This is a genomic window from Glycomyces algeriensis, assembly GCF_027622855.1.
Lineage (GTDB): Bacteria > Actinomycetota > Actinomycetes > Mycobacteriales > Micromonosporaceae > Glycomyces > Glycomyces algeriensis.
Genome location: NZ_JAPZVR010000005.1, coordinates 156,742 through 181,804, shown reverse-complemented (window position 1 = coordinate 181,804; position 25,063 = coordinate 156,742). Strand labels below are relative to the sequence as shown.

Here is a 25,063-nt window from a genome sequence, read left to right as displayed (position 1 = left end):
GAGAGGAGCCCGCATGATCCCGGCCGCCCCACCCGAAATGCTTCCCTCGCTTCGGGTCTGGCAGCGCAAGGCCATGGTCGCCTACCACCGGGGTCAATCGCGGGACTTCCTCGCCGTCGCAACGCCCGGGGCCGGCAAGACCACGTTCGCCCTGCGCATCGCCTACGACCTGCTCGCCGACGGCACCGTCGACACCGTCACCGTCGTCGCCCCCACCGAGCACCTGAAGACCCAGTGGTCCGGCGCGGCCGCCCGGTTCGGCATCCAGCTCGACCCGGCGTTCCGCAACGCGTCCGTCCACAGTGCCGCCGACTTCCACGGCGTCGTCGTCACCTACGCGCAGATCGGCGCCGACCCGGCCGTCCACCGCCGCCGCACGCTCTCGCGCCGCACCCTCGTCATCCTCGACGAGATCCACCACGCCGGCGACGCCCGCACCTGGGGCGAGGGCGTCCAGACCGCCTTCGACGAGGCCGAGCGCCGCCTGTGCCTCACCGGCACCCCGTTCCGCAGCGACGACAACCCGATCCCGTTCGTCGAGTACGACGAGGAGGCCGACGGCGTCAAGCGCTCGCGGGCCGACGCGCTCTACGGATACCGGGACGCGCTCGCGGACGGCGTCGTGCGCCCGGTCATGTTCATGGCCTACTCCGGTCAGGCGAAGTGGCGCACGAGCGCGGGGGACGAGCTCGCGGTGCGGCTCGGGCAGCCGCTCACGAAGGACCTCACGAGCCAGGCGTGGCGCACCGCGCTCGACCCCGAAGGCGAGTGGATCAAGCAGGTCATCAGGGCCGCCGACCGGCGGCTCTCGTCGCTGCGCGCGGCGGGCATCCCCGACGCGGGCGGGCTCATCATCGCCTCGGACCAGAACAGCGCCCGCGCCTACGCGGGCATCCTCAAGCGGGTCACCGGCAAGAGCGCTGCGATCGTCCTCTCCGACGACGCGGGCTCCTCGGACAAGATCGCCAAGTTCGCCGACTCCAATGAGGAATGGCTCGTGGCCGTCCGCATGGTGTCCGAGGGTGTTGACATCCCGCGCTTGGCGGTCGGCGTCTACGCCACGAACGCGCACACGCCGCTGTACTTCGCGCAGGCCATCGGCCGCTTCGTGCGTTCGCGGCGCCCCGGCGAGACCGCCTCGGTGTTCCTGCCGAGTGTGATCCCGCTGCTGAGCCTCGCGGAGAACCTCGAGGCCGACCGCGACCACGTCATCAAGCCCAAGTCGCAGGACGAGGACCCGGAGCTGCTGCTGGAGCAGGCGCAGCGGGTCCTCAACGAGGGCACCGAACTCGGCGGCCAGCGCGAGACCCTCGAGTCGAACGCGGAGCTCGACCAGGTGATCTTCGACGGCGGCTCGTTCGGCCTCCCCGTGGAGGCCGGGAGTGCCGAGGAGCAGGAGTACCTGGGCCTTCCGGGCCTTCTGACCCAGGAGCAGGTGCATCTGCTCCTGCAGAAGCGCCAGCGCGAGCAGATGGCGAAGCAGAAGTCCGGGACCCGCACCGAGACCGTGGAGCGGCCGGCGGCCGAGCCCGCGATGACCAACGCGCAGAAGCGGTTGAAGCTGCGCAAGCAGTTGAACGCGCTGGTGGGGGCGCGCTCGTTCGCGACGAACGAGCCGCACGGCAAGATCCACGCGATGCTGCGCTCCAAGTGCGGCGGGCCGCCGAGTGCGCAGGCGACGATCGAGCAGTTGGAGGAGCGGATCGCGGTGATCCGCTCGCTATAGGCGGCGGTGCCGAATACGGCAACGAGAACGGGACCGCCCGCGGGCGGTCCCATTCTCGTTTTGCAGATTCAATTGTCCCGAGAACGAATCGGGGCCCGAGCGGAAATCCGCTCGGGCCCGTCTCAAGCCTGTGTGCGTTAGTTCTGCGAGGCCATGAGGTCGGTGCCCCGCCACTCGAATTCGGGGTCGGCGGTGAAGTCGATGGCGATCGGCACGAGCTTCTCGGCGAACTGATTCGCGTGGTGGCCGCAGAAGACGAGGTCGCCGCCTTCGGCCAGGGTCACGCGAAGCTTTGCCGCGGCGCTACACCGATCGCAGCGCTCGCCCGCGATCGGACGTTCCTCCGTCTGGGGCGGGGGCGTCAGGGTGGATGTCATACCAGGTCCTCCGCTGCGTTCGGTTCGCTGTGCACTTGCACAGCAATGCATCTCTATAGTCGGCCTGTTGACCGGCTCGTTCCGTTCAACGCCTGCACTGTACTCCCTCTTCCCGACAGTTCCCGACTGAGACTGGGCTCACTCGGTACCGCCGGTCCGATGGTTGCTCCACACCGTAGCCCACGGAACGGCGATCGACAACCCGGCACGAGAGTAAGGTACCCACCCGTTCGGGTGATACACCGCAGCTCGGAGCCGTGCTGTGCCTTCGGGTTCCATTACGCCTGGAGCGAAACGGGACTAATCGAGGTAGTCGCGCAGGACCTGCGAACGCGACGGGTGCCGCAGCTTCGACATGGTCTTCGACTCGATCTGGCGGATGCGCTCACGGGTGACCCCGTAGACCTGGCCGATCTCGTCGAGGGTGCGCGGCTGGCCGTCGGTGAGGCCGAACCGGAGCCGGACGACGCCCGCCTCGCGCTCGGAGAGGGTCTGCAGCACCTGCTGGAGCTGGCCCTGGAGGAGCGAGAAGGAGACCGCGTCGACGGCCACGATGGCCTCGGAGTCCTCGATGAAGTCGCCGAGCTGGCTGTCGCCCTCGTCGCCGATGGTCTGGTCGAGGCTGATCGGCTCGCGCGCGTACTGCTGGATCTCGAGGACCTTCTCCGGAGAGATGTCCATTTCCTTGGCGAGTTCGTCCGGGCTGGGCTCGCGGCCCAGGTCCTGGAGCAGCTCACGCTGTATGCGGCCGAGCTTGTTGATGACCTCGACCATGTGGACCGGTATGCGGATGGTCCGTGCCTGGTCCGCCATCGCGCGGGTGATCGCCTGCCGGATCCACCAGGTGGCGTACGTGGAGAACTTGTAGCCCTTGGTGTAGTCGAACTTCTCGACGGCGCGGATGAGGCCGAGGTTGCCTTCCTGGATGAGGTCCAGGAACGCCATGCCGCGGCCGGTGTAGCGCTTGGCGAGGGAGACGACGAGGCGGAGGTTCGCCTCGAGGAGGTGGTCCTTGGCGCGGTCGCCGTCGCGGACGATCCACTCGAGGTCCCGGCGCATCTGCGTGGGGATCTCCTCGCCGGCCTCGCGGAGCAGCTTGAGGCGCTCGACGGCGTACAGGCCGGCCTCGATGCGCTTGGCGAGCTCGACCTCCTGGGCCGCGTTGAGGAGCGGCACCTTGCCGATCTGCTTGAGGTAGGCGCGGACGGAGTCGGCCGAGGCGGTCATCTCGGCGTCCTTGCGAGCCTGCTTGAGCGCCTCCGAGTCCTCCTCGTCCCACTCGAAGTCGTCGCCCTCTTCGTCGTCTTCGCCGTCCTTCTTGGACTTCCCGCGGGTGGCGGCCTTCTTGGCGGCCTTCTTGCGGGTCGCCTTCTTGGCGGGCGCGGCGGCGGCCGCTTCGGCGAGCGCGTCCTCGTCGGCCGCCGCGAGGTCGGCCTCGTCGGGCTCTTCGCCGTCGGCGGGCTTCTTGGCCGCGACCTTCTTCGTCGCCTTCTTGGCGACGGCCTTCTTAGCGGTCTTCTTGGCGGCCTTCTTGACCGGAGCGTCGTCGTCCGCCTCTTCGGCGGGGACGGCGGCGGCCTTCTTCACCGCGGTCTTCTTGACCGTGGTCTTCTTGGCGGCCTTCGCGGTGGTGGTCCGGGAGGAGGTGGCGGTGCGGGCGGCGGGGACGCGCTTGCGCGTGGAGGCGGAACCGTCCACGACCACGGTGACCTCGGCCTCGGCCAGGGCGCGGAGCACCTTCTTGCCCTCGGCGGGGGAGGCCTGCACCGACTCCAGAACCTGGGCGACCGTCGCGGACGTCAGCTGCCCGTTGCTCTCTCGGGCCAGAGCGAGCAACGAGTCGGTCAGGGAATTGACGTCTGTGCCGGTGGGACGTGCGTCAGTCACGAGCAACCTTCCGAGGCAATGGCGGGCACGGCGCAGCCGGGCTCCATAGCGGGTGAGCGTTGGATATTGGGTCGGCAGCCCAGGTCGGCACAACGACCGGGCAGGCGTGAATTGTAGCGCCGAAAATCGCCTGCGGCCCGTCCGTGGTGCCGTTTCGAGCTGTGTTTCCGCATTTTCAGTGTCAATGTGTCGCAGCACGTGGGGTGTGACGGCGCTCTATTCTACCGTGCAGGTGCCCTTCGGAGCCTCGCCGATGCCGCCCTGCGCGAACGACTGGCGCGCGTCGGAAGCCGAGCGTACCTCTGCGAAGTCGTCGCCGAGGACGACGGTGATCGGCTTGTCGCCCCAGTCGAGGTCGAAGGCGTCGTGCCCTTGGTAGAAGTACGCGTGGGCGTGGAGGCCGGCCGCGTACTGGTCGGGGCCGTAGTACACGAGCGCGGTGCCGTCGTAGTCCTCGTCCGCGTCACCCGTCTCGGTGACGATGAATCCGCGGTCCTCCAGCTGCACGGCGGCCTGCTCGGCCAGGCCGTCCCGGTCGGTGCCGTTGAGGACCACCAGTTCGATCTCCTCGGGCTTGGGGATCGGGGCGGTCTTGATCTCGACGGCGCCGGGCGGGCAGTCGGCGGCCGCGGAGGTCTGCGAGTCGTTGCGTATGGCCCAAAACGTGATCAGGCCCGCCACCAGTGCCAATGCGCATAGGACCGTCAAAGCGCGGATACGAGCGATACGCACGGCTGCCTCCCCGAAACTCCAAAAAGTGCCAACGAATGTCTGCACTTAGACGAGCCGACGGCCCGCAAACGTTGCCATCCGAAAGGCTATCGTGCGCGGGTCGTCTCCGTGGGCGAGAGGCGGCACCTCGATGCCCTCGACACAGAAGTGTTTCTCGCCACAATAGGGATGAAAAACCGGGGGGCATCGTGTATAGGAATGGACTGCACGCGGTAAGGTACGCCGCCTGCAGGGACGGAACCGAACCGGACCCGAGCCGGGCCGCTGTGTCACCCGAACATTCCAGCGGCAACCCGCCGCGCTCGGTTCCGGAGCCGCAAGAGAAACCAATGGGAGTGGAAAACGATGGCAACCGACTACGACGCCCCGCGCCGCGACAAGGAAGAGACCGCCGGGACCGACGGCATTGACGCCCTCGCGAAGGGCCGCACCGATCAATCGGGGTCGGTGGACGTCGACGAGGCCGAGGTCGCGGAGAACTTCGAGCTGCCCGGCGCCGACCTGGGCGACGAGGAGCTCTCGGTGAAGGTCCTGCCGATGCAGCAGGACGAGTTCCGATGCTCCAGCTGCTTCCTGGTCCACCACCGCAGCCAGTTCGCCAAGGAGAAGAACGGGCAGCCGATCTGCAAGGACTGCGCGTAGCGGTCGAGCCCCTTTCGGCGGCTCGACTGTGCAGTGGAACGACGTGCAATGGAACGACCGTGCGGTCGTGACGACTGCGCGGTTTTGACAACGGTGCGGCAGGAACACGGTGCCCCTCGGATAGCGCACGGCTCGCAGGATGCCTCCTGCGGGCCGTCTCGCTTGTTCGGGGGCCTAGGCCTCCGCCGAGTCCCGCGCGGCCGTCAGGGCGGCCTTGAGCCGCTCAGGACGCCGCGAGGCGACGATCCAGTAGGGGGTCGGGTCCGCCGGGTCGTCCAGGACGATCCGCAGCCCGCGGTTGATCCACGGCCGTTGCACCGCGAACGCCAGCGGATGCTGGGCCACGCCGAGTGCGTCCGAGTACGCGACCGGCTCCAGCACCTGCACCTCGGCCACGGCCGACATCGGCAGCTTCGCGTCGTCCACGTGGAGCCACGTCTCGCCGCCGGACTCGGCGACGCTCACGCGCAGGCGGCCCAGCCACCACGCGCCGGCGACCACCGCGACCATGAGCGCGACGCTCGCGGTCACCCGCCACCAGCGCATGTCGCCGAAGTTCGACAACGCCCCGGCCAGCACCGCCACCGCGATCACGGCCAGCCAACCCGACGCAGGCAGACTCATGCGCTCGGCGTACCGTTCCCCGCTCCTCATATCTGAGACCATAACCCCGCACAGTGCGCCTGCTCCAAGGCGTGCTTCCGCGAGTGAGAGGAACCCGACGACGATGACCGCCGAAGTCCCGGTCGCCATCCGGCGGCTCGACCCCGACCTGCCGCTGCCCGCCTACGCGCACCCCGGCGACGCGGGCGCGGACCTCTACGCCGCCGAGGGCGTCGAGCTGGCCCCCGGGCAGCGGGCCCTCGTCGGCACCGGCGTCGCCGTCGCGATCCCCGAAGGCCACGTCGGCTACACGAATCCGCGCTCCGGACTGGCCCACCGGCTCGGCGTCACGATCGTCAACGCACCCGGCACGATCGACTCCGGATACCGCGGTGAGATCAAGATCAACCTCGTGAACCTGGACCCGGACCGGACCGCCGTCATCGAACGCGGAGACCGTGTCGCACAATTGGTAGTCCAACCGGTTGTGCGAGCCCGTTTCACCGAGGTCGACGACCTCGCGCCGACGCAGCGCGGCGCGAGCGGCCACGGTTCCACCGGCGGGCACCGCCGACTTGCAGAGGAGAGCGAACGTGTTTAAGCGGCGAAAGTCGAAGAAGCAGCGCCCCGCCGAGGGCGCCGTCCTCGACTCCCTGGCCGAGAGCGGGGAGACCTTCGAGCACGAGGCGACCGAAGGCCCCTTCGACGTCGCCGACGCCCCCGACGACGACGTCCGCCGCATCGACCTGGGAGCGATCCGACTCCCCGTCCCCAAGGGCGTGGGCTTCCAGGCCCAGACCGACGCCAAGGGCAACATCAGTCAGGTCCTGCTCACCACCGGCTCCTCCGCCCTCCAACTGCTCGTGCGCGCCGCGCCCCGCAGCGAGGGCATCTGGGACGAGTTCCGCGGTGAACTCACCGCCCAGGTCACCGGCCAGGGCGGCCAGGTCGAGGAGGTCGAGGGCGCCTGGGGCGCCGAGCTCATCGCCAAAGTCACCACCAAGAAGGGCACCAACTCGGTGCGCTTCTGCGGCATCGACGGCCCCCGCTGGTTCGTGCAGGCCACCTTCCAGGGCCAGCGCGCCCTCGACGAGGCCGCCGCCCCCGAGCTCGACGAGGCCCTGCGCCTGCTCGTGATCGACCGCGGCTCGACCGCCATGCCGGTGCGCGAGCCGCTCCCCCTGAAGCTCCCGCCGAAGATGGCCGAGGAGGCCGCCGCGCGCATCGCGCAGCGCAAGGCCGACGGCGGCGACGGCAGCCGCGCCATCATCGCCGCCGGCGACACCCCCCGGCCCCAGGTCCGCCGCAAGCCCTCGCCGCGCCCCAAGCGGTAGGGGACGGGACGATCGACACCTCGCGGGCCGTCCCCGCCAAGGGCGGGGGACTGAAGGGCTGGCTCAAGCGGATGGCCGCGCCCTCCCAGGAGCTGTTCGCCGACGAGATCCGCCGCGAGTCGGACCCCGACACGACCCCGATCGGGACGCTCGAGCCCCGGCAGCTCGCCGTGGTCGCCGGGCGCCTGCGCACCGTCGTGCTCCGCACCGACGGCCGTTCCCCTTCTGTGGAAGCCGAACTCTTCGACGGCACCGGTCAGGTCGCATTGGTCTGGATGGGCCGACGGCGTATCGTGGGCCTTGAGGCCGGGACCAGGCTCGTCGCCCGCGGCCGCGTGGCCCAGCTGGGCGACGGTCGCCTCGTCGTCTACAACCCGACCTATGAACTGCGCCCCTGAGCGCGGACCAGCCACACGACCTGGAAGGCCCGCATTGAGCACCGAGACGCCGGCCCACGAGACCGACACCGAGCCGGAACAGGCCGAGACCGAGGTCCGCGAGGCCCCGGTGCGCCGCGAGCCGGACGACGACCTGCCGCCGTTCACCGAGCAGCTCTCGCAGCAGCTCGGCGGCGTCAAGGGCGTCGTGGAGGCCGCGGTCCCGATCACCCTGTTCGTGGTGCTCAACCCGCTCCTGCCCGACCAGATGGGCCCGATGAGCGGGCTCCAATGGGCCATCGTCATCTCCGCCGCGAGCGCGCTGGCGATCGCCGGCTGGCGCGCGGCCCGCAGGGAGTCGATGCGCCACGCGCTCAACGGCCTCTTCGGCATCGCGCTCGGCGCGTTCCTCGCCTGGAGGTCGACGGACGCCCGCAACTTCTACCTGCCCGGGATCATCCAGGGCTCGGTGTACGGCGTACTGCTCATCGTCTCGGCGCTGGTGCGCCACCCGATCATCGGCTGGATCTACGCCGTGGTCGCCCAGGGCGGCAAGAAGGAGTGGCGCGAGAACAAGCCGCTCGTCGACATCCTGAGCCGGATCACGATCCTGTGGGGCATCGTCTTCATCGTGAAGAACGCGGCCCGCATCTGGCTGTACTACCTGGACGCGGACAACGCGCTGGGCCTGGTGACGCTCTTCGGCGGCTGGCCCGTCACGATCGCGCTGACGGCCTTCACGATCTGGGCGGTGCGCCGCAGGATGAAGGCCGTCGATGCCGCCGCGCCGAGCGCGGCTTGATCGAGAGCTTCGGAAGGCGCGGCGCTGGTGCGCCGCGCCTTCGCGTTTAACTCGGCAGGCAGTCGAACGCGGGCGCGCTCGCCAGTGATCCGGCGACGTTGAGTCCGAACTCAACGGAGCCGCCGACCGGGATCGCTTGGTTGTAGGAGGCCGGTGCGGCCATCTGCATGCCGCCCATGGTGGAGAGGGTGGCGTTCCAGCTGTTGCTGACGGTGACGCCGCTCGGCCACTGCCAGTGCAGCATCCAGTTGTGGATGGCCTGCGTCCCGGTGTTGGCGACCTTCACCGTGACCGTGGCGCCCGAGCCCCAGCTGTTGACCGCGGCCGTCGCGGTGCACGCGTACCCGTTGGGGCCGCCCGTGGTCGGCACCTCGGTGGTCGGGTCCGGTTCGGTCGGCTCGTCGGTGGTGGGGGAGGGCTCGTCCGGCGTGATCGTCGGGGTGGGCCCGCCGGGGCCGAACCAGACGTCGGAGCACGCGTAGAACGTCTGGTCCTGGTGGCTGGCCTGCCAGATCATGTACACGACATGGTGGCCGGTGCGGCCGGGGGCGCTCACGGGGATGTCGACGAGGGTGCCGCCGCCGGTGGCGGGCGGTCGCCCGACGCCGGGGTCGATGTCGCCGGTGTCCTTCACCAGTTCCAGGTCGGCCCAGTCGAGGGCGTCCGTCTGGGCGTCGTAACCCTGCTTCGAGACGTAGATCCGGTAGTAGTCCGCGCCGTGGTTCGCCTGGTCCCAGTTGGTGAACGTGAAGTTCGCGTTCACCGGCGTGGTCTTCCAGGCGCCCGGTTCGTCGAGGGGCGCGTACCGGGTGCCGCCCGTCCGCCCGCCGGAGCACAGCTGGTTGTCGGGAACGGCCGCTTGGTGGTCGCCGCCCACTTGCTCGCGGTAGAGGCCGTTCCAGTTCCACATGGCGTTGGTGTCGTTCTGCCAGGCGGCCCAGCACATCGGGTCCTCCTGCTCCATCGCCGGGTTCTGGAAGTCCGAGCCCCACCGCTCCCAGCAGCTGTAGTGGCGGGAGGGCTGGGCGATGGACGTGCCGTGGCTGGCGGCGGGCTGGACGAAGACGAAGGCCGCGGCTCCGGCCGCGAGGATCGCGGCGATGGCGACGATGAGGCTGCGGAGGCGCCGCCGCCGCTGCCTGCCGTCCGTTGTGTCGGCGGGGTGGCCGCCGAACCTGTTGAAGTGCAACATGAAAGCGCTCCCAAAACAATAGGAACATTGAGAACTTTCAATGTATCTGTTTGGAAAGCCCCTTGTAAACACCGGTTGCCGAATTTTCGACGACCGACCCGCCGAATACTTCCGGAACACGCGAACGCGGCCCCGGCCGAAGGGCCGGGGCCGCGCTGCCGCGTCCTAACTGGGGAGGCAGTCGATCGCCGGCATCGTGCTCAGCGAGCCGTTGACGTTGAAGCCGAAGGACACCGAGCCCCCCGGCGGGATCGCCTGGTTGTAGGTGACCGGCGCGGCCATCTGCATGCCGCCCATCGTGGAGTGCGAGGCGCTCCAGATGTTGCTCACCGCGACCCCCGAGTTCGCCCACGTCCAGTGGAGCATCCACGAGTTGACCGTGCGGGTCCCGGTGTTCGCCACCGTGACGGTGACCGTGGCGCCGGTGTTCCAGCTGTTGATCGAGGCGCTGGCCGCGCAGGCGAGGCCCTCCGCGGGGCCGCCCGTGGTGGGCTCCTCGGTCGGGTCGTCGCTGGTCGGGTCGTCCGTCGGCTCACCGGTCGGGTCGGTCGGCTCCTCGGTGGGGCCGCCCTCGCCGAACCACACGTCCGAGCAGGAGTAGAACGCCTGGTCGGTGTGGCTGGCCTGCCAGACCACGTAGACGATGTGCCGTCCGGTGCGCCCGGGGGCGCTCACGGGGATGTCGACGGCCTCGCCCGGCTCGTAGACGCCCGTGGAGGCGACCCGTTCGAGGTCGGCCCAGTCGAGCGAGTCCGTGGTCGCGTCGTAGCCCTGCTTGGAGACGTACACCCAGTAGTAGTCGCCGCCGTGGACGGCGGTGTCCGTGTAGTGCAGGGTGAAGTTGTTCTCGAGCGGCGTCGTGTGCCAGGCGCCGGCGGCGTCGAGGGAGTTGTAGCGGCCGCCTTCGGCGCGCCCGCCCGAGCAGAGCTGGTTGTCGGGGATGCGCGTCTCGTGCTGGCCCTGGAGGCCCTCGCGCAGGAGGCCGTTCCAGTTCCACATGGTGTTGGGGTTGGCCTGCCAGGCCTGCGCGCACATCGGGTCGGTGTCGGCCATGTCGGGGTTGAGGTGGTCGTCGCCCCACCGCTCCCAGCAGCTGTACTGCCGGGAGGGCGGGCTGGTGGCGGTGCCGTGGCTGGCTGCCGGCTGGATGAAGACGAACGCCGAGGCGGCTGCCGCGGCGACCGCGGCGATGACGACGATCGCCTTCCGCAGGCGATGTCGGGTGTGCTTGAACATGAGAGCGCTCCCAATCGAAGGAAATTGATAACCATCAATGTAACTCGACTGGGCTCCTCTGTAAAGCCGGGTCCGCCGGTAAAGTCCGCAAGCGCCCGTTTGCCGCCCGCGGTCAGCGGCGCTTGCCGAGGATGACCGAGCGGGTGGCCTCTTCGGAGTCCTCATTGCACACGAACACCAGCTCGTCGCCGGATTCGAGCGTGTCGTCGCCGCTGGGGGCGATGACGCGGCGGCCGCGGATGATCGCCACGAGCGCGACGTCGTGCGGGAGCGGCACGTCGGCCACGCGGCTGCCCACGTGCGGGGCGTCCAGCGGCAGCGTGATCTCGACCAGGTTCGCCTGCGACTGGCGGAAGGTCAGGAGCCGCACCAGGTCGCCGACGCTGACGGCCTCCTCGACGAGCGCGGCGAGGAGCCGCGGCTTGGAGACCGAGACGTCGACGCCCCACTCCTCGTTGAACAGCCACTCGTTCTCGGCGCGGTTGACGCGCGCGACCACGCGCGGCACCGCGAACTCGGTCTTCGACAGGAGGCTGACCACGAGGTTCACCTTGTCGTCGCCCGTGGCGGCCACTGCGACGTCGCAGCCCTCGAGGTGCGCCTGGCGCAGGTTCTCGAGTTCGCACGCGTCCGCGAGCAGCCATTCGGCCTCGGGGACCCGCTCGGGCCGCATGGAGTCGGGGTCGCGTTCGATGAGGAGCACTTGGTGGCCGTTGCCGACCAGCTCCGCGGCGATCGACCGGCCGACGTTCCCGGCCCCGGCGATGGCGACCCTCATGCGGCACCTCCCTGCGGGGCGGTGCCCGCGATCTCGCGGATGCGGCCTTCGTCGCCGTCGGCGACGAGCATGTACACCTGGTCGCCGTCCTGCAGCACGGTCGACGGCGTCGGCAGGGTCGCGCGCCCGAAGCGGGTGATGTACGCGACCCGGTGGCCGGTGGCCTGCTCGAGGTGGGTCAGCGCGGTCCCGTACCAGCCCTCGTCGCAGAGGATCTCGACCATCGACAGGCTCGCGGTCGGGTCGCGCCACAGCGGCTCCTGGTCCTCCGGGAGGAGGTGGCGCAGCAGCCGGTCGGCCGTCCACCGCACCGTTGCCACGGTCGGGATGCCAAGGCGCTCATAGACACTGGCGCGCTGCGGGTCGTAGATGCGGGCGATCACGTTGGGGACGCCGTAGTTCTCGCGGGCGACCCGCGCGGCGATGATGTTCGAGTTGTCGCCGGAGGAGACCGAGACGAACGCGTCCGCCCGGTTGATGCCGGCCTTCGCGAGGACCTCGCGGTCGAAGCCGACGCCGCGGACCGTGGTCTCGTCGAAGTCGGGGCCGAGGCGGCGGAAGGCCTTCGGGTTCTGGTCGATGATCCCGATGGTGTGCCCGCGCTCCACCAGGCTCCGCGCCAGGGACGAGCCGACGCGGCCGCAGCCCATGATCACCACATGCACCCGGGTTCACCTCTCGCTCCGACATTGATCCCGTGACCATACCGCGCCGTCCGCGGCGCCCCGGGCCGGACGCTTCGAGTCGGGCGCGAACCGGGAAACTCCGCCCGAGGGGGTGTGGAAACGACCGTCCACAGCGTCTAGTGCGTGTAGGAACGATTCGAAGGAGCCCCATGCGCAACGACCCCCGCCCCTCCCTCTCCCGCCGCGCCCTCATCGGCGCGGTCGCCGCCGGCGCCGTCGCCGCGACCGCCCAGGCCGCGCCCGCCGCCGCGGCCAAGGCCCGCAAGCCCGCCAAGCTCGAAGCGGGCGACCTCGTCGTCGTGCCCGCCCCGGGCGGCCCCACCACCGCCGCGGCCGTCGCGAAGGGCATCGCGATCCTCGAAGGCTGGGGGCTGCGCGTCGAGCTGACCGAGCACGCGCTCGACACGTACGGCTGGCTCTCCGCACCCGACGAGCACCGCCTCGCCGACCTGCAGTACGCGCTCGACCACTCCGAGGCCAAGGCGGTCATGACCGCCCGCGGCGGCTACGGGACCACCCGCATCATCGACGAGGTGAGCTTCAAGGGCCTGAAGAAGCACCCGAAGCTCATCGTCGGCTACTCCGACATCACCGCCCTCCACCTGGCCGCCCGCCACCACACCGGACTCGCGAGCCTGCACTCGCCGATGATGGCCTGGTCCTCCAACAACACCGCCGCGACCGCGGAGTCGCTGCGCACGGCCCTGATGACCACCGACCCGGTCGTCCTCACCCGCGACCCGCTCGAACCCACGTCCGCCGTGCTCGTGCCCGGTACCGCCTCGGGGCCGCTCTACGGCGGCAACCTCTCCCTGCTCGACGCCGAACCCGACGAGAGCCACCTGCCGGACGCCGACGGCGCGATCCTCTTCATCGAGGACACCGACGAGGCCCGGTACCGGATCGACGGGATGCTCACCCGCTACCTGCGCGCCGGGCACCTCGACGGCCTCGCCGGGATCGCCGTCGGCCAGTTCACGCCCGACGAGCACGACGAGTACAAGCCCGGAGAGTGGACGATGAGCGAGGTCCTCATGAACCGCCTCGGGGGCCTCGGCATCCCCGTCCTCGGCGGCGTCAAGGTCGGCCACGGCCTCGACCCGCGCGTGATGCCGCTCGGCACGCAGGCCGTGCTCGACGCCGACGCGGGCACGCTGACGATCGAAGCCGCCGTAGCGGACTGAGCCGCCCCGGCCGGGGCCCGCCGCGCACCGGTCCCGGCCGACGGTCCTGCGAACGGGCCCCGGCCGGTAAGGTCCAGGGTTGTGACACGGTCCTTGTCCGTCTTCAAGCGGCTGCTCGTGGGCGAGCCCTTCGCCTCCGGCCAGCGCCCGCCCTCGCTGGCGCTGTCCAAGCGGTACGCCATCCCCGTGCTGGCGGTCAACCCGATCTCCTCGCTCGCGTACGCCCCCGAGCAGGTGTTCCTCGTCCTCGGCGTCGCGGGGACGGCCGCCTACGCGTACTCGGTGTGGACCGGCCTGGCCGTCGCCGCCGTCATGGTCGTCGTCATCGCCTCCTACCGGTACACCGTGCAGGCCTACCCGGGCGGCGGCGGCGACTACCGGGTGGTCGCGGCGAACTTCGGGCCCGGCGCGGGCCGCCTCGCCGCGGCCGCGCTCGTCCTCGACTACATCCTCACCGTCGCCGTCTCGGCCACGGCGGCCGTCGCCGCTCTCGGCGTGCTCATCCCCGGCCTCGGCCCCTGGCGCGAATGGGCCGGCGCCGGCGCGATCGTGCTCCTGGCCGCGTTCAACCTGCGCGGCCTGCGCGTCTCCGGCCGCTTCGCCGCCGCCGTCACGGTCGCGTTCGTCGCCGGCGTGGCCGCGCTCCTCATCGCCGGATTCGTGCGCATCGGCACGGGGGAGGACCTCACCGCAGCAAGCGCCGACGCCACCACCGCCGAGGACCGCGAGTGGACCTCCGCGGCCCTGTTCATCCTGTGCGCCAGGGCTTTTGCCGCCGGATCGGTGGCCGTCACGGGCATCGAGACGTTCACGACCCGCGTCCGCTTCTTCCGGCCCCCGCGCGGGCGCAACGCCGCCGCCGCGATCACCGCAGTCGGCGGCGCCACCCTCGCGCTCTTCACCGGCGTCGTCGTCCTCGCCTACCTCGTCGGCGCCCAGTCCTCCACCGGACCGGGCGCGGCCGGGTACCTCCAGCACCCGCTGCTCGCCCAGCTCGCCGACACCGTCTTCAACGCCTCGCCCGCCGCCGCCACCCCGATCATGCTCGCCACCGCCGGGGTCCTCCTCCTCGCCGCGAACACCGCGTTCGTCGGCTTCCCGCAGCTCGCCTCGGTCTTCGCCGAGGACTCGCTCCTGCCCCGGCAGCTCCACAAGCGCGGCGACCGGCTCGTCTACTCCAACGGCATCCTCATCCTCGCCGTGGCCGCCGCACTCCTGGTCGTCCTCTTCGGCGGCCGCACCTTCGAGCTCATGGGCCTGTACATCGTCGGGGTGTTCCTCTCGATGGTCCTCGCGAACGCCGCGATGGTCCGCCACTGGCGGCGCGTCCTCGGCGTCGAACGCGACCAGGCCCGCCGCTCCCGGGCCCGCCGCGCCCTCGCCACGGCCTTGCTCGCCGCGCTGGCGTGCGCGGTCGTGCTCGTGATCGTGGCGCTCACCGACTACCGGCGCGGCGGCTGGATCGCCGTGCTCATCATCGGCGGCTGCTACCTGCTCATGCGCTTCATCGCGCAGCACTACACGGCCGTTCGCGAGGAGATCGAGCTGCCGCAGGGCAAGCCGCGCCTGCCCGCGCGCAGCCACGCGATCGTGCTCGTCTCGAGCGTCAACCTGCCGCTCATGCGGATGCTCTCGTACGCCAAGGCGACCCGGCCCGACACGCTCACCGGCCTCTCGGTGAACGTCGACGCCGCCGCCTCGCGCCAGCTCCTGGCCGAGTGGGAGCGGCGCGGCATCAAGGTCTCCCTGACCGTGGTCGACTCCCCGTACCGCGAGATCACGGGCCCGATCGTCGACTACGTGAAGGCCCAGCGCCGCGACGCCCCGCGCGACGTCGTCACGGTCTACCTGCCCGAGTACGTGGTCGGGCAGGGCCCGCAGCCCGGGCGGCTCTCGCGCGGCTACTTCAACTGGTCCACGAACCTGCTCCACAACCAGACCACGAAGGCGATCCGCCGCCAGCTCAAGTACGAGCCGGGCGTCATGGTCTGCATCGTGCCGTGGATCCTCGGCGAGAGCACCGAGCCGCCGCCGCTGCGCCGGGTGCACAAATGACGCGGTCGTAGACGGCACGGTCGTAAACGGCGCGGCCCCGAACGGCGCCGCCGACGACGGCGCAGCGGCGAATGGCGACGTAAGCAGTGACTCGCGCCGCCGCAGGGCCGTCCCGGCCCGCCGCGAACCCCTGTACCCTGGCGTGGGGGGGGGGGGGGGGGGCGGGGGGCCCCCCCCCCGGGGGGGGGGGGGGGGGGGGGGGCGCGGGGGTGGGGGGCGCGCGACGTAAGCAGTGACTCGCGCCGCCGCCGGGCCGCCCCGGCCCGCCGCGAACCCCTGTCCCCTGGCGTGCGGCCCGGTCCGGGCCGCCGAAGCACTGAGCAGGGGGATGAGGACGATGATCGTCACCGTTGGGGACGTCGCCGCCGGAGGCCACTGCGTGGCCCGCGTCGAAGGCGAGGTCTACTTCGTGCGGCACGCCCTGCCCGGCGAGACCGTCCGCATCGAGGTGAACGAGCGCAAGAAGAAGTTCGCCTTCGCCGACGCCGTGGAGATCATCGAGGCCTCGCCCGACCGCGTCGAGCCCCCCTGCCCCTACGCCGGCCCCGGCAAGTGCGGCGGCTGCGACTTCCAGCACGCCAAGCCCGAGGCCCAGCGCCGGCTCAAGGCGAAGGTCCTGTACGACCAGCTCACCCGCATCGGCGGCGTCGACCCCGCCAAGCTCGAGGGCGTCGAGGTCGAGGAGCTGCCCTGGGACGAGGGCGCGCTCGGCTGGCGCACCCGCATGCAGTACGCCGTGGACGAGGACGGCAGGCCCGGCCTGCGCGTCCACAAGTCGCACGACCTCGTGCACATCGACCGGTGCATCATCGCCACCGAGCGGATCCAGGAGTCCGACCTCCTCACCAAGACCTGGGACGGCATGGGCGCCGTGGGCGTCGTCGACTCCCAGGACGAGGAGCTCGGCGTCTACACGCAGCTGCGGCGCACCGCCCGCCCGCACCACAAGAGCGGCCCCAAGCTCGTGCACCAGACCGTCGGCGGCAACCAGTACGCGATCGACTTCGACGGGTTCTGGCAGGTCCACCCGGCCGCCGCCCCCGCGTTCCTCGCCTGCGCCCTCGAATTCCTGAACCCGCAGGAGGGCGAGTCCGCCTGGGACCTGTACGCCGGCGCCGGCATCTTCGCCGCCGGGCTCGCCGAAGCCGTCGGGGAAACCGGACGCGTTGTGGCCGTTGAGAACGCGCGGTCCTCCCGCACCGCCCCGAACCTCAGCGCCTGGAAGAACGCCGGTGCCATCGAAGACGACGTCGCCTCGATCACGCCCAACCTCGGCTCGGTCGACCTGGTCGTGCTCGACCCGCCGCGCAGCGGCGCCGGACCCGAAGTGGTCGTGGCCCTGGGCGAGGCGCGCCCGCGCGCGATCTGCTACATCGCCTGCGACGCCGGCGCGCTGGCCCGCGACGCCAAGGACCTCGCGATCGAGGGGTATGAGATCACCCGGATCCGGGCCTTCGACGCGTTCCCGATGACGCAGCACTTCGAGACGATCGCACTGTTCGAACTCGTCGACTACTGACCGGGGGCCGCGTCACCGCCGGTGTTGCGATAACTTGGTTCCCGCAACCGCCCCAGTCCTCGGAGCCGATCGATGACCAACCCCCCCTACGCAACCGGGCCCGCGAGCGAGCCGAATCCACAGCAGAGCGGAGCCGGCTCGCCGTCGTTCCAGTACCGGCCGCACGACCCTTACGGGGCCTTCACGCCCGGTCAGCCGACCGGGCCGGTGCTGCCGCCCGCGCCCACGTTCTGGCAGCGCTGGGGCGTCCTGCCGATGGAGGGCCGCCTGAAGCAGGTCACGTGGATCCTGCAGCTGCTGTGGATCTACCTGGCCGCCGCCGTGCTGCTCATGCTGATCTCGCTCGGCTTCTCGGCCGTGATGGCCGGGTTCCTCGGCTCGGGTGCGGGCCTCGTGCTCAACCTCGTGTTCGGCGTGCTCGTCGCCGCGGCAACCCTGGTGCTCATCTGGGCGGTCGCCCGGGAACGCCTGGGCCGCTTCGGCCTCGAGAACCCGCGCACCGTGTTCTACATCGGACTCGGCTTCCTCGGGCTCGTCGCGCTGTTCGGCCTCATCGGTGCGCTCAAAGTGCCCTTCGCACTCGTGCAGATCCTCGCTGTCCTCGGCGTGCTCGGCCTGATCTTCACCAAGCCGGTGGGCGCATGGCTCCGCGACACCCCCGGCAACCAGTCCGCCAAGGCCGCCGAGCAGCGACCCGCCGCCGCCGACGACCACGTGTTCCCCGGCTACCAGCCGCCGCCTCCCCAGTGGAGGGACGCCGCCGTGCCGCCGACTGCAGGCCCGCCCGTGTCGCCCCCGCCCGCGCCTGGACCGGTTGCCCCGCCTCCCGCGACCGGCGCGTACCGCCCGCCGCTTCAGCCGCCGCCCTCGCACGGCCCGACCGCGCCCCAGGGCTGGCCCCAGCCCCCGCAGTAGCGCAGCGGGGAGCGAGCAGCCCCGCCACCGCCATTGGTTCGCTACGAACGCCGTCTCGGTACGCGACTCCGGCATGCGGAAGCCCCGCCGCGATCGGCGAAACCCGAGGGCCGCCGATCGCATTGCGAGCGAACGGTATCGGCCACCGACCCGCAGCGTCTCGACCCACCGGCCACCTGGACCTTGCGGCGGTAGAGCAGCAACGCGGCGGCGAGCCGATGCCGACACCGGAGGCAGTCCGGGCGATCGCCCGGACCGACCTCGGCGATGAGGACGATCGCGTCTCTAGTCGCAGCCGCACCCGCAGCAGTCGCCGTCGCAGGGGCAGCAGTCGCAGGCGTCGCAGTCGCGGCAGCAGCCCTCGCGGCGGCGGCGCGACCACGGACCCTCGTACTCCTTCCGGCAGCACATCTGACAGGTGCAGCACAGCACGGTGAACGCGCACAGGCCCGCGAAGAAGTTCCGCGGCTCGGGGCGGTAGTGGCCGTGGTCGTAGCGGCTGCGGCGGTCGTAGCGGCGGTCGCGGCGGTAGTCGCGCCGCTCGCGGTACCCGCGCCGCTCCGCGGTCTGGTGCGTCTGGTGCGTCGAGCAGGTCGCCCCGAACGTCTTCGTGAACGCATGGCGCGCATAGCGGTCCAGCAGCAGCTCGGTCAGCGTCGCGTCGACGATCACGGCCGAGTCCAAGGCGCGCTTCATGTCGGCCAGCGCGCCCTTCGCCAGCAGCCGCGCATCCTCGATACCGGAACCGGTGGCGGCCAGCGGGTTCCACGCTCCGCGCTCGGCGTCCTCCTCGAAGTCGTCCGCGGCATCGAGCAGGTGCGCGAGGCGGCCGAACGCCGCCCCGGCGGTGCGGAACGCCTCAGCGTTCTCCGGGCGCCCGCCGATGAAGGCCGCGTGCGCGAACAGCTCGGCGGTGGCCGCCTCCGTCGGCGCGGTGACGGCCGTGAGCGGCGTGCCCGGCCCGGTGCCGGCCTCGATGCCGCGCTGGGCCTCGATCATGGCGAAGAGCGGCGCGGTGTCGAGTTCGATCGAGTCGCCGATGGCGGACGCCTTGGCGCGCAGTCGGTCTGCGGTGAGGCCTGCGATGCCGCGCGCGCCCGGCTTCGCGGCGAAGCCGTCGCCGTCGTCCACGTGGTCGCGGATCTTCGCCGAGGCGAGCAGCAGCGAGGCGGTGGCGGCGAGGCGGGGGCCGCCTCCGGTGGCGATGCGCTGGCGGCGCATGCCGCGCAGGGCGCAGGGGCCGGCATTGCGGCTGTCGGCGTCGTCGCCCTGCTGGGCTTCGACGAGCACGGAGAGGGCAAGGGCGTCGTAGTTGGTGGTGAGCCGCGCGAAGTGGCCCGCGTCGTCGCGCAGTTCGAGGCAGAGGCCGCAGAAATGCCCCATCCAGCGGGGTTTCAGGTCTTCGGGGGTGCGGGACGGGCAGGGCGCGAGCATGCCGAACAAGTGGTCTCCTAGCGCTCGACGGCCGGCCGGGGGATGGAGCGCGGCGGCCTGCCGTTGGGGGCGGGTCTTCGCAGATGGTAGCGGTGGGACGCAACGCCGTGGGGTACGGCGGGCCCCGGTGGAGGACGCGACGCGACCGCCGAGCGCGGGTTCGGCGGTCGCGCGTGGGAGGCGTGCAGGGATTAAGGCGCTCGGCGAGGGGGGCGGCTCGCAAAGCGCACCCACATATTAGCACTTTCGCATGAATCGGACGCGCGTTTCGCACCCCGAGCCCGAAATCCCATAGGATATATCCTATAGGATTTCGGGCGGCGGCACGCGTTCGCGAGGAGCCTTCGCGGCGCGAGGCCCCCGCGGAAGCGTGACGGCGTGTTCGCGAAACGCCTGTCGGGAGGGGATCTCCGCGGAGGCGCCCGGCGGTTGCGCGAACGGCGTGGTCGTTACCCGGTGACTTTCCCGTAGGGCGCGTGCGCAGCGCCCGGACCCCGCTTGGCGGTCTTACTGTGCGGTCGTCGGGGTTGATCACCGAGTAGCGGGTGGCAGCCGCAAGAGTGGGCGTGTCCCAGGCGACTTCGCGTCGCAGCTGCGGAAGGCCCGCGACGCGTGCACGACGCGATCGTGAGCGGCGCCCCGCCGCAGCGCGCGTGCCCGGCAGCCCTGCTTCGCGGCGCAGTCGCTTCTGCGGAAGGCGCGCGACGCGTGCGCGACGGGATCGTGTGCTCCACCGCAGCGCACTTGCGCGCGAGCGCCGGGGGCCCCCCCCCGGGGGGGGGGGGGGGCGGCCGGGGGGCCCGCGGGGCCCGCGCCGCGGGTGAGGGTGTGCGCGGGGCGCGGGGGCCCCCCCCCCCCCCCCGGGCCCGCCCCCCCCGCCCCCCCCCCCCGGGGGCGCCCCCGGCGCTCGCGGTCACCGCTGCGCTCAGCCGAGCGGTTTCAGGTTGTCCGGGATCTCGTCCCACGTGAGGCGCACGTGGGCGAGCGTCCCGAAGCCGAGGGTGTCGAACCCGCCGGAGGTGGTGCCGTAGTCACCGCCGCCGCCTTCGGGGCTGTTGGTCCCCGCGAGGGCGCTGACGTTCGGCAGCGCGAAGCCCCGGCGCGACGTGTAGTGGTGGAACACCATCTCCCACACCGGCCGCGCCTGCCCGCGCCCGCCGGCGCCCATCACCGTGTGCTCCCGGTACGCGCAGTTCTGGCCCGTGCCCCACGAGTACTTGGTGAACGGCAGGTCGTCGTGCCCGGCGTTGTAGCGCGCCACGTACTCGGCCGCCTTCGCGAACGCGTTGTCGTTGGCGCCGTAGAGGTCCACGCCCTGGTTCCAGGCCATCTCCATGATGGACGCCATGAGGCCGATCCCCATGATCGAGTGCCCCTGGTCGCGCCCGGACTCCTGCCACTGCGCGAGCCCGCCGCCGTGGACGAACGGGATCGCGTTCCCGATCGAGCCGTTGCCCTCACCGTTCCAGAAGTAGTCGATCGCCTGGTCGGTGATGGCGGCGTCGTCGCAGATGAGCCCGATGGCGAGCTTGCTCGCCATGTTGCACAGGTCCCAGTTCGCCCAGTAGTTCGTGATGCACGCGTCGTTGTGGTTGGTGAGGAACGATTCGTTCATCGGCAGGAAGATCGCCGTCATCATGTCCTGGAACCGGCCGAGGTCGAACCCCGGCGCGCCGCGCACGATGTCGGCCGCCGCGCAGAACTGGTAGCCGTAGATCCCGGCCGCGAGGAAGCGGTCGGCGTTGCCGGTGACCTCCTGCAGCGTGCTCGACCAGCCGTTGAGGATCTCGACGGCCTTGTCGCGGTGGGCGGTGACGCCGGAGACCTTCCAGCGCAGCGCGTTCTGGTAGGCGGCGTGGATGTCGTTGTAGAGCTGCGGGTAGTTCTGCCCGTCGCCGCCGCGGATGATCACGGCGGTCGGCCTTGCGGCCCAAGTGGACTGCGAGTGCCCGTTGGCGGTGAGCCGGTTCCAGCCCGAGACCCACGGCTCCAGACCCGCGTCGACCTTGGCCTTCATGCGGTCGAAGTCGGCCTGGGTGTGCAGCAGGCCGGGGTGGGCGGCCTGCGCGGTGGCCTGGTCCTCCTGGGCCGCCGCGGCGATGCCGAGCCCGCCGGCTCCGGCGGCGGCGAGGCCGCCCGCGGCGATCGCGCCCTTGATGAGGCGCCGCCGCTTCAGGGTCGAGCCCGACGCGGCCGTGTTGTCGTCCATTGTGTACATGGTGCTCCGATGCGCCATGCGGTGTGCGATGCCGGGGAATGCCACCGCGGTGTTCGGCGGGAAGTGCCGGGGAGCACTCCCGCTGCTGGCCAGTCTAAATCCGGTATAAACAAACTTCAATACCAAAGCGCATGTTTCCAGATTTTCCTACGTCATCGGACAATCGCAAAGCGCTACGGCAACAAGAAAAGCGAACGGTGCGGGACCGGAAACCGGTCCCGCACCAGGACCGCCGCCTGTGGGGGCGGCGGCCCGACGCGCACGGGCGGAGGGCGGCACTGGAGGTCGGCTGAGTCCTCGTTCCTGCCGCGGGGCGACGAGCCCCGGCACCGACCCGCGCCCTGCGCGGTCCGCAGGGGGTGGCTTCGTGTCGCTAAGCGACGAGGTCCGAGAACGCGTTGTCCTGCAGCCAAGCGGTCACGCCCGCCTGCACGTCGCCCTCGTGCTCCGAGAACACCGTGTTCTCCAGGCCCGCCAACTGCTCGTCGCTCATCGCGAACGTGCCCAGCGCCGCCGCCACATCGGCGAACTCCTCGCTGAAGCCCAAGCGCGCCAACGTGTTGATCGTCTCGGCCTCGCCCAGCGTCACCTCGGGGTCCGCCAGGTTCTTCAGGTCGTACTTCGCATACGCCCAGTGCGGCTGCCACAGCGTCACCACGATCGGCTCCTCGGCCGCGATCGCGCTGTCGAGCTCGGTCAGCATCGCCGTGGTCGACGAGGTCTCCAGCGTCAGGTCCGAGATCCCGTACGTGGGAATCGCGCTGTTCTGCACCGCCTCGGTCAGACCCGCGCTGGCCTCGATGCCGACGATCCTGCCGCCGAAGAGATCCGCGTTCGCGTTGAGGTCGGCCAGCGACTCGACGTCCACATAGGCCGGAACGGCGACGGTGAGCGCCGCGTTTTCGTTCCAGGTGCCCAGCTGCTCGAGCTGGTCGCCGTAGGTCTCCATGTACGTCTGGTGCGTGATCGGCAGCCAGCCGTCGAGGAACACGTCCAGGTCGCCCGAGGACAGGCCCTCGAACAGGGGCCCGACCTCGGTGAACTCCTGGGCGGTCACGGTGTAGCCCGAGGCGGTGAGCGCCTGGCGCCACAGCTCGGTGGCGACGACCGCCTCGTCCCAGTTGATGTAGCCGATCTTGATCTCGCCCTCGCCCTTGGGCAGGCCGAAGTCGACGCCCTCGGCCGAGGCCTCGCCGGGCTCCTCTTCAACGGAACAGCCCGCGAGGGTCAGCGGGACGACGGCGCCGGTGGCGATGGCGCCCTTAATGATCGAACGTCGTTGCATGGTTCCTTCTCTCCGGCGCGGGGGCGCGCGCCTTGGGTGTGTTCGGGGTCTATCGGGCGAGTTTCGCGGCCCGCGCGACCGGCGTGCGGTCGGACAGGCCCTGCGTCACGCGGTCGAGCAGGATCGCCAGGAGCACCACGGCCAGGCCGGCGTTGAAGCCGGCGGCGATGTCCAAGCGGCCCAGGGACCCGGAGATGACCGAGCCGAGGCCGCCGCCGCCCACCAGGCCCGCGATGACCACCATGGACAGTGCGAGCATGATGACCTGGTTGAGCCCGGCCATGATCGTGGGCAGTGCCAGCGGCAGTTTGATGCGCGCGAGGATGCGCGCGGGGGAGGCCCCGAAGGCCTGCCCGGCCTCCACGACCTCGCCGTCCACCTGGCGCAGGCCGAGTTCGGTGAGGCGCACGCCGGGCGGCATCGCGAAGATGATCGTCGCGATGATTCCGGGCACCACGCCGACACTGAACAGCATCACGACCGGGATGAGGTACACGAACGCCGGCAGCGTCTGCATGAAGTCGAGCACCGGCCGCGCGATCGCCGAGACCGCCTTGCTCTCGGCGGCGGCGATGCCCAGCGGGATCGCCAGGAGGATCGCGATGGCGGCGGAGACGAGGACCATCGATAGGGTCTGCATCGTCTCCTCCCAGTACGGGGTCCACGCGACGACGAACATGCCCAGGCCGATGCCCAAGCCGAGCTTCCAGCCCTTCGCGGCCCACGCCAGGGCGGCGAAGAGGAGCACCATCACTCCCGAAGGGAGCCAGAGCAGCCCGTCCGCGAGGTGCAGGTACAGGAACTCGAGCCCGGTGTCGACGGCGTCGAACCCGGCGGCCCAGGCGTCCCTCGCCCAGCGGATGAACGACTCCATCCAGTCGCCGAACGGCATGTCGGGCAGCGGCTTCCAGATGTACGTCCAGAGCCAGTTGCGGAGGTAGTCGATCATGCGGGCTGGCGCTCCTCTTCGGTCGCGGTGCCGGGTTCGGGTGCGGCGCCTGCGGCAGCATCGGAGGCGGGGTCGGCAACAGCGTCGTGCGACAGCGACTTGATGATGGACCGCGGCGTGACGACCCCGAGCGGGTCGGCGTTGTCGTCCACGACCAGCAAGGGGGCCTTGGAGTTCAGGACCGGCTCGTACAGCTCGTTCACGGGCACGTCCGACTCCACTGTGGTGAACGCGCTGGTGTCCCGGGTCCCGCACGGCTCCATGACGGCCTCGGCGGTGAGCACGCGGGTGCGGTCCACGTCGGCGGTGAAGTCGGCGACGTACTCGTCGGCCGGGTGCATGAGGATGTCCTCGGCGGTGCCCAGCTGCTTGACCTCGCCGTCGCAGATGGCGATCCGGTCGCCGATCCGCATGGCCTCGTTGAGGTCGTGGGTGATGAACACGATGGTCTTGCCGAGCTTGGACTGCAGGTCGAGCAGCTGGTCCTGCATCTCCTGGCGGATGAGCGGGTCCAGGGCGCTGAACGCCTCGTCCATGAGCAGGATCTCGGTGTCGGCCGCGAGCGCGCGGGCGAGGCCGACGCGCTGCTTCATGCCGCCGGAGAGCTGGGCGGGGAGCTTGTCCTCGTGGCCGGCGAGGCCGGCGAGCAGGACGGCCTCCCTCGCGCGCTCCAGTCGCTCGGGCTTGCCCATGCCCTTGATCTCCAGGCCGAACGCGACGTTCTCGACGACGGTGCGGTGGGGGAGCAGCGCGAAGTGCTGGAAGACCATGCTGATCTTCTCGCGGCGGAGCCGGCGCAGCTCCCGGTTCGAGAGCGAGCCGAGCTCGACGCCGCCGATGCGGATGGTGCCGGACGTGGGCTTGATGAGCCCGTTGAGCATCCGGATGAGCGTCGACTTGCCGGAGCCGGAGAGGCCCATGACGACGAAGATCTCGCCGGGCTCGATCGACCAGTTGTGGTCGATGACCGCGGCGGTGACGCTCTTGGCGGTCAGCTGGTCGCGCGGGGTGCCGCTCTTCAGCTGGGCGACGGCGCTTCGGGCGCCTTTGCCGAAGACCTTGTACAGGGAATCAACTGCTATCGCTGACATCTCGTCCTTTCGCAGCAGGGGGTTCCGGTTGGGGGCGGGAA

Annotated in this window: 23 protein-coding genes; 10 read left to right on the top strand and 13 right to left on the bottom strand. The window is 70.8% G+C overall.

The window, feature by feature from the left end; genetic code table 11:
• Positions 1–13 precede the first annotated feature (13 nt).
• On the top strand, positions 14–1,726 hold the full coding sequence (locus O2L52_RS11540; RefSeq protein ID WP_270115568.1) for a DEAD/DEAH box helicase: 1,713 nt from the start codon (positions 14–16) through the stop codon (positions 1,724–1,726).
• 137 nt (positions 1,727–1,863) lie between these two features.
• Here O2L52_RS11540 and O2L52_RS25470 read toward each other — a convergent pair whose 3' ends face one another.
• The 3 genes from O2L52_RS25470 to O2L52_RS11525 form a co-directional block, all read right to left on the bottom strand.
• Positions 1,864–2,103 (bottom strand): DUF7455 domain-containing protein, encoded by a 240-nt coding sequence (locus O2L52_RS25470; protein WP_030162469.1) that lies wholly within the window; start codon positions 2,101–2,103, stop codon positions 1,864–1,866.
• A 300-nt stretch (positions 2,104–2,403) separates the two neighbouring features.
• Positions 2,404–3,990, bottom strand: coding sequence for an RNA polymerase sigma factor (locus O2L52_RS11530; RefSeq protein WP_270115564.1), 1,587 nt, complete (start codon positions 3,988–3,990; stop codon positions 2,404–2,406).
• Between the two features lie 216 nt (positions 3,991–4,206).
• Complete coding sequence (locus O2L52_RS11525; protein ID WP_270115562.1) at positions 4,207–4,722, bottom strand: LytR C-terminal domain-containing protein; 516 nt, start codon at positions 4,720–4,722, stop codon at positions 4,207–4,209.
• A 345-nt stretch (positions 4,723–5,067) separates the two neighbouring features.
• On the opposite strand from O2L52_RS11525, the gene O2L52_RS11520 reads away from it, so the two are divergent.
• Positions 5,068–5,364 (top strand): DUF4193 domain-containing protein, encoded by a 297-nt coding sequence (locus tag O2L52_RS11520; protein ID WP_270115560.1) that lies wholly within the window; start codon positions 5,068–5,070, stop codon positions 5,362–5,364.
• 174 nt (positions 5,365–5,538) lie between these two features.
• On the opposite strand, the gene O2L52_RS11515 is transcribed toward O2L52_RS11520, so the two are convergent.
• Entirely contained in the window at positions 5,539–6,030 is a 492-nt protein-coding gene (locus tag O2L52_RS11515) for a DUF3093 domain-containing protein (RefSeq protein ID WP_344471102.1), read from the bottom strand.
• 61 nt (positions 6,031–6,091) lie between these two features.
• Between O2L52_RS11515 and dut the strand changes: the two genes are divergently transcribed.
• The 4 genes from dut to O2L52_RS11495 all read left to right on the top strand — a co-directional run bounded on the left by dut (position 6,092) and on the right by O2L52_RS11495 (position 8,480).
• Positions 6,092–6,568 (top strand): dUTP diphosphatase, encoded by a 477-nt coding sequence (gene dut / locus O2L52_RS11510; protein WP_270115557.1) that lies wholly within the window; start codon positions 6,092–6,094, stop codon positions 6,566–6,568.
• Positions 6,561–7,301, top strand: coding sequence for a DUF3710 domain-containing protein (locus O2L52_RS11505; protein ID WP_270115556.1), 741 nt, complete (start codon positions 6,561–6,563; stop codon positions 7,299–7,301). The genes dut and O2L52_RS11505 overlap by 8 nt, the downstream gene beginning before the upstream one ends.
• Before the next feature lie 71 nt (positions 7,302–7,372).
• The gene (locus O2L52_RS11500) at positions 7,373–7,699 is read left to right on the top strand and encodes an OB-fold nucleic acid binding domain-containing protein (protein WP_270115555.1); all 327 of its coding nucleotides are present in this window, start codon (positions 7,373–7,375) and stop codon (positions 7,697–7,699) included.
• Between the two features lie 34 nt (positions 7,700–7,733).
• Entirely contained in the window at positions 7,734–8,480 is a 747-nt protein-coding gene (locus tag O2L52_RS11495) for a DUF3159 domain-containing protein (RefSeq protein WP_270115553.1), read from the top strand.
• 46 nt (positions 8,481–8,526) lie between these two features.
• Here O2L52_RS11495 and O2L52_RS11490 read toward each other — a convergent pair whose 3' ends face one another.
• From O2L52_RS11490 to O2L52_RS11475, 4 genes are all read right to left on the bottom strand, one after another.
• On the bottom strand, positions 8,527–9,672 hold the full coding sequence (locus O2L52_RS11490) for a lytic polysaccharide monooxygenase auxiliary activity family 9 protein (RefSeq protein WP_270115552.1): 1,146 nt from the start codon (positions 9,670–9,672) through the stop codon (positions 8,527–8,529).
• Positions 9,673–9,837: 165 nt separating this feature from the next.
• The gene (locus O2L52_RS11485) at positions 9,838–10,908 is read right to left on the bottom strand and encodes a lytic polysaccharide monooxygenase (RefSeq protein WP_270115551.1); all 1,071 of its coding nucleotides are present in this window, start codon (positions 10,906–10,908) and stop codon (positions 9,838–9,840) included.
• 112 nt (positions 10,909–11,020) lie between these two features.
• A complete protein-coding gene (locus tag O2L52_RS11480; RefSeq protein ID WP_270115548.1) occupies positions 11,021–11,686 on the bottom strand; it encodes a potassium channel family protein in 666 nt (221 codons plus the stop codon).
• On the bottom strand, positions 11,683–12,351 hold the full coding sequence (locus tag O2L52_RS11475) for a potassium channel family protein (protein WP_270115546.1): 669 nt from the start codon (positions 12,349–12,351) through the stop codon (positions 11,683–11,685). The genes O2L52_RS11480 and O2L52_RS11475 overlap by 4 nt, the downstream gene beginning before the upstream one ends.
• Positions 12,352–12,521: 170 nt before the next feature.
• On the opposite strand from O2L52_RS11475, the gene O2L52_RS11470 reads away from it, so the two are divergent.
• From O2L52_RS11470 to O2L52_RS11455, 4 genes are all read left to right on the top strand, one after another.
• The gene (locus O2L52_RS11470; RefSeq protein ID WP_270115544.1) at positions 12,522–13,556 is read left to right on the top strand and encodes a S66 peptidase family protein; all 1,035 of its coding nucleotides are present in this window, start codon (positions 12,522–12,524) and stop codon (positions 13,554–13,556) included.
• 81 nt (positions 13,557–13,637) lie between these two features.
• The gene (locus tag O2L52_RS11465) at positions 13,638–15,611 is read left to right on the top strand and encodes an APC family permease (protein WP_270115541.1); all 1,974 of its coding nucleotides are present in this window, start codon (positions 13,638–13,640) and stop codon (positions 15,609–15,611) included.
• A gap of 337 nt (positions 15,612–15,948) precedes the next feature.
• A complete protein-coding gene (locus tag O2L52_RS11460) occupies positions 15,949–17,130 on the top strand; it encodes a class I SAM-dependent RNA methyltransferase (protein ID WP_270115539.1) in 1,182 nt (393 codons plus the stop codon).
• A gap of 72 nt (positions 17,131–17,202) precedes the next feature.
• Complete coding sequence (locus O2L52_RS11455; protein ID WP_270115538.1) at positions 17,203–18,045, top strand: cation:proton antiporter family protein; 843 nt, start codon at positions 17,203–17,205, stop codon at positions 18,043–18,045.
• A gap of 285 nt (positions 18,046–18,330) precedes the next feature.
• Here the strand turns inward: O2L52_RS11455 and O2L52_RS11450 are convergent, their stop codons facing one another.
• The 5 genes from O2L52_RS11450 to O2L52_RS11430 all read right to left on the bottom strand — a co-directional run bounded on the left by O2L52_RS11450 (position 18,331) and on the right by O2L52_RS11430 (position 25,022).
• Positions 18,331–19,479 (bottom strand): DUF5685 family protein, encoded by a 1,149-nt coding sequence (locus O2L52_RS11450; RefSeq protein WP_270115838.1) that lies wholly within the window; start codon positions 19,477–19,479, stop codon positions 18,331–18,333.
• Positions 19,480–20,404: 925 nt separating this feature from the next.
• Positions 20,405–21,688 (bottom strand): alginate lyase family protein, encoded by a 1,284-nt coding sequence (locus O2L52_RS11445; protein WP_270115537.1) that lies wholly within the window; start codon positions 21,686–21,688, stop codon positions 20,405–20,407.
• A 382-nt stretch (positions 21,689–22,070) separates the two neighbouring features.
• Positions 22,071–22,982, bottom strand: coding sequence for a glycine betaine ABC transporter substrate-binding protein (locus O2L52_RS11440; protein ID WP_270115536.1), 912 nt, complete (start codon positions 22,980–22,982; stop codon positions 22,071–22,073).
• Between the two features lie 49 nt (positions 22,983–23,031).
• On the bottom strand, positions 23,032–23,931 hold the full coding sequence (locus O2L52_RS11435) for an ABC transporter permease (protein WP_270115535.1): 900 nt from the start codon (positions 23,929–23,931) through the stop codon (positions 23,032–23,034).
• Positions 23,928–25,022 carry a quaternary amine ABC transporter ATP-binding protein gene (locus O2L52_RS11430; RefSeq protein ID WP_270115533.1) on the bottom strand — a complete coding sequence of 365 codons (1,095 nt, stop codon included), beginning with the start codon at positions 25,020–25,022 and terminating at the stop codon, positions 23,928–23,930. Before O2L52_RS11430 ends, O2L52_RS11435 begins: the two co-directional genes overlap by 4 nt.
• Positions 25,023–25,063 lie beyond the last annotated feature (41 nt).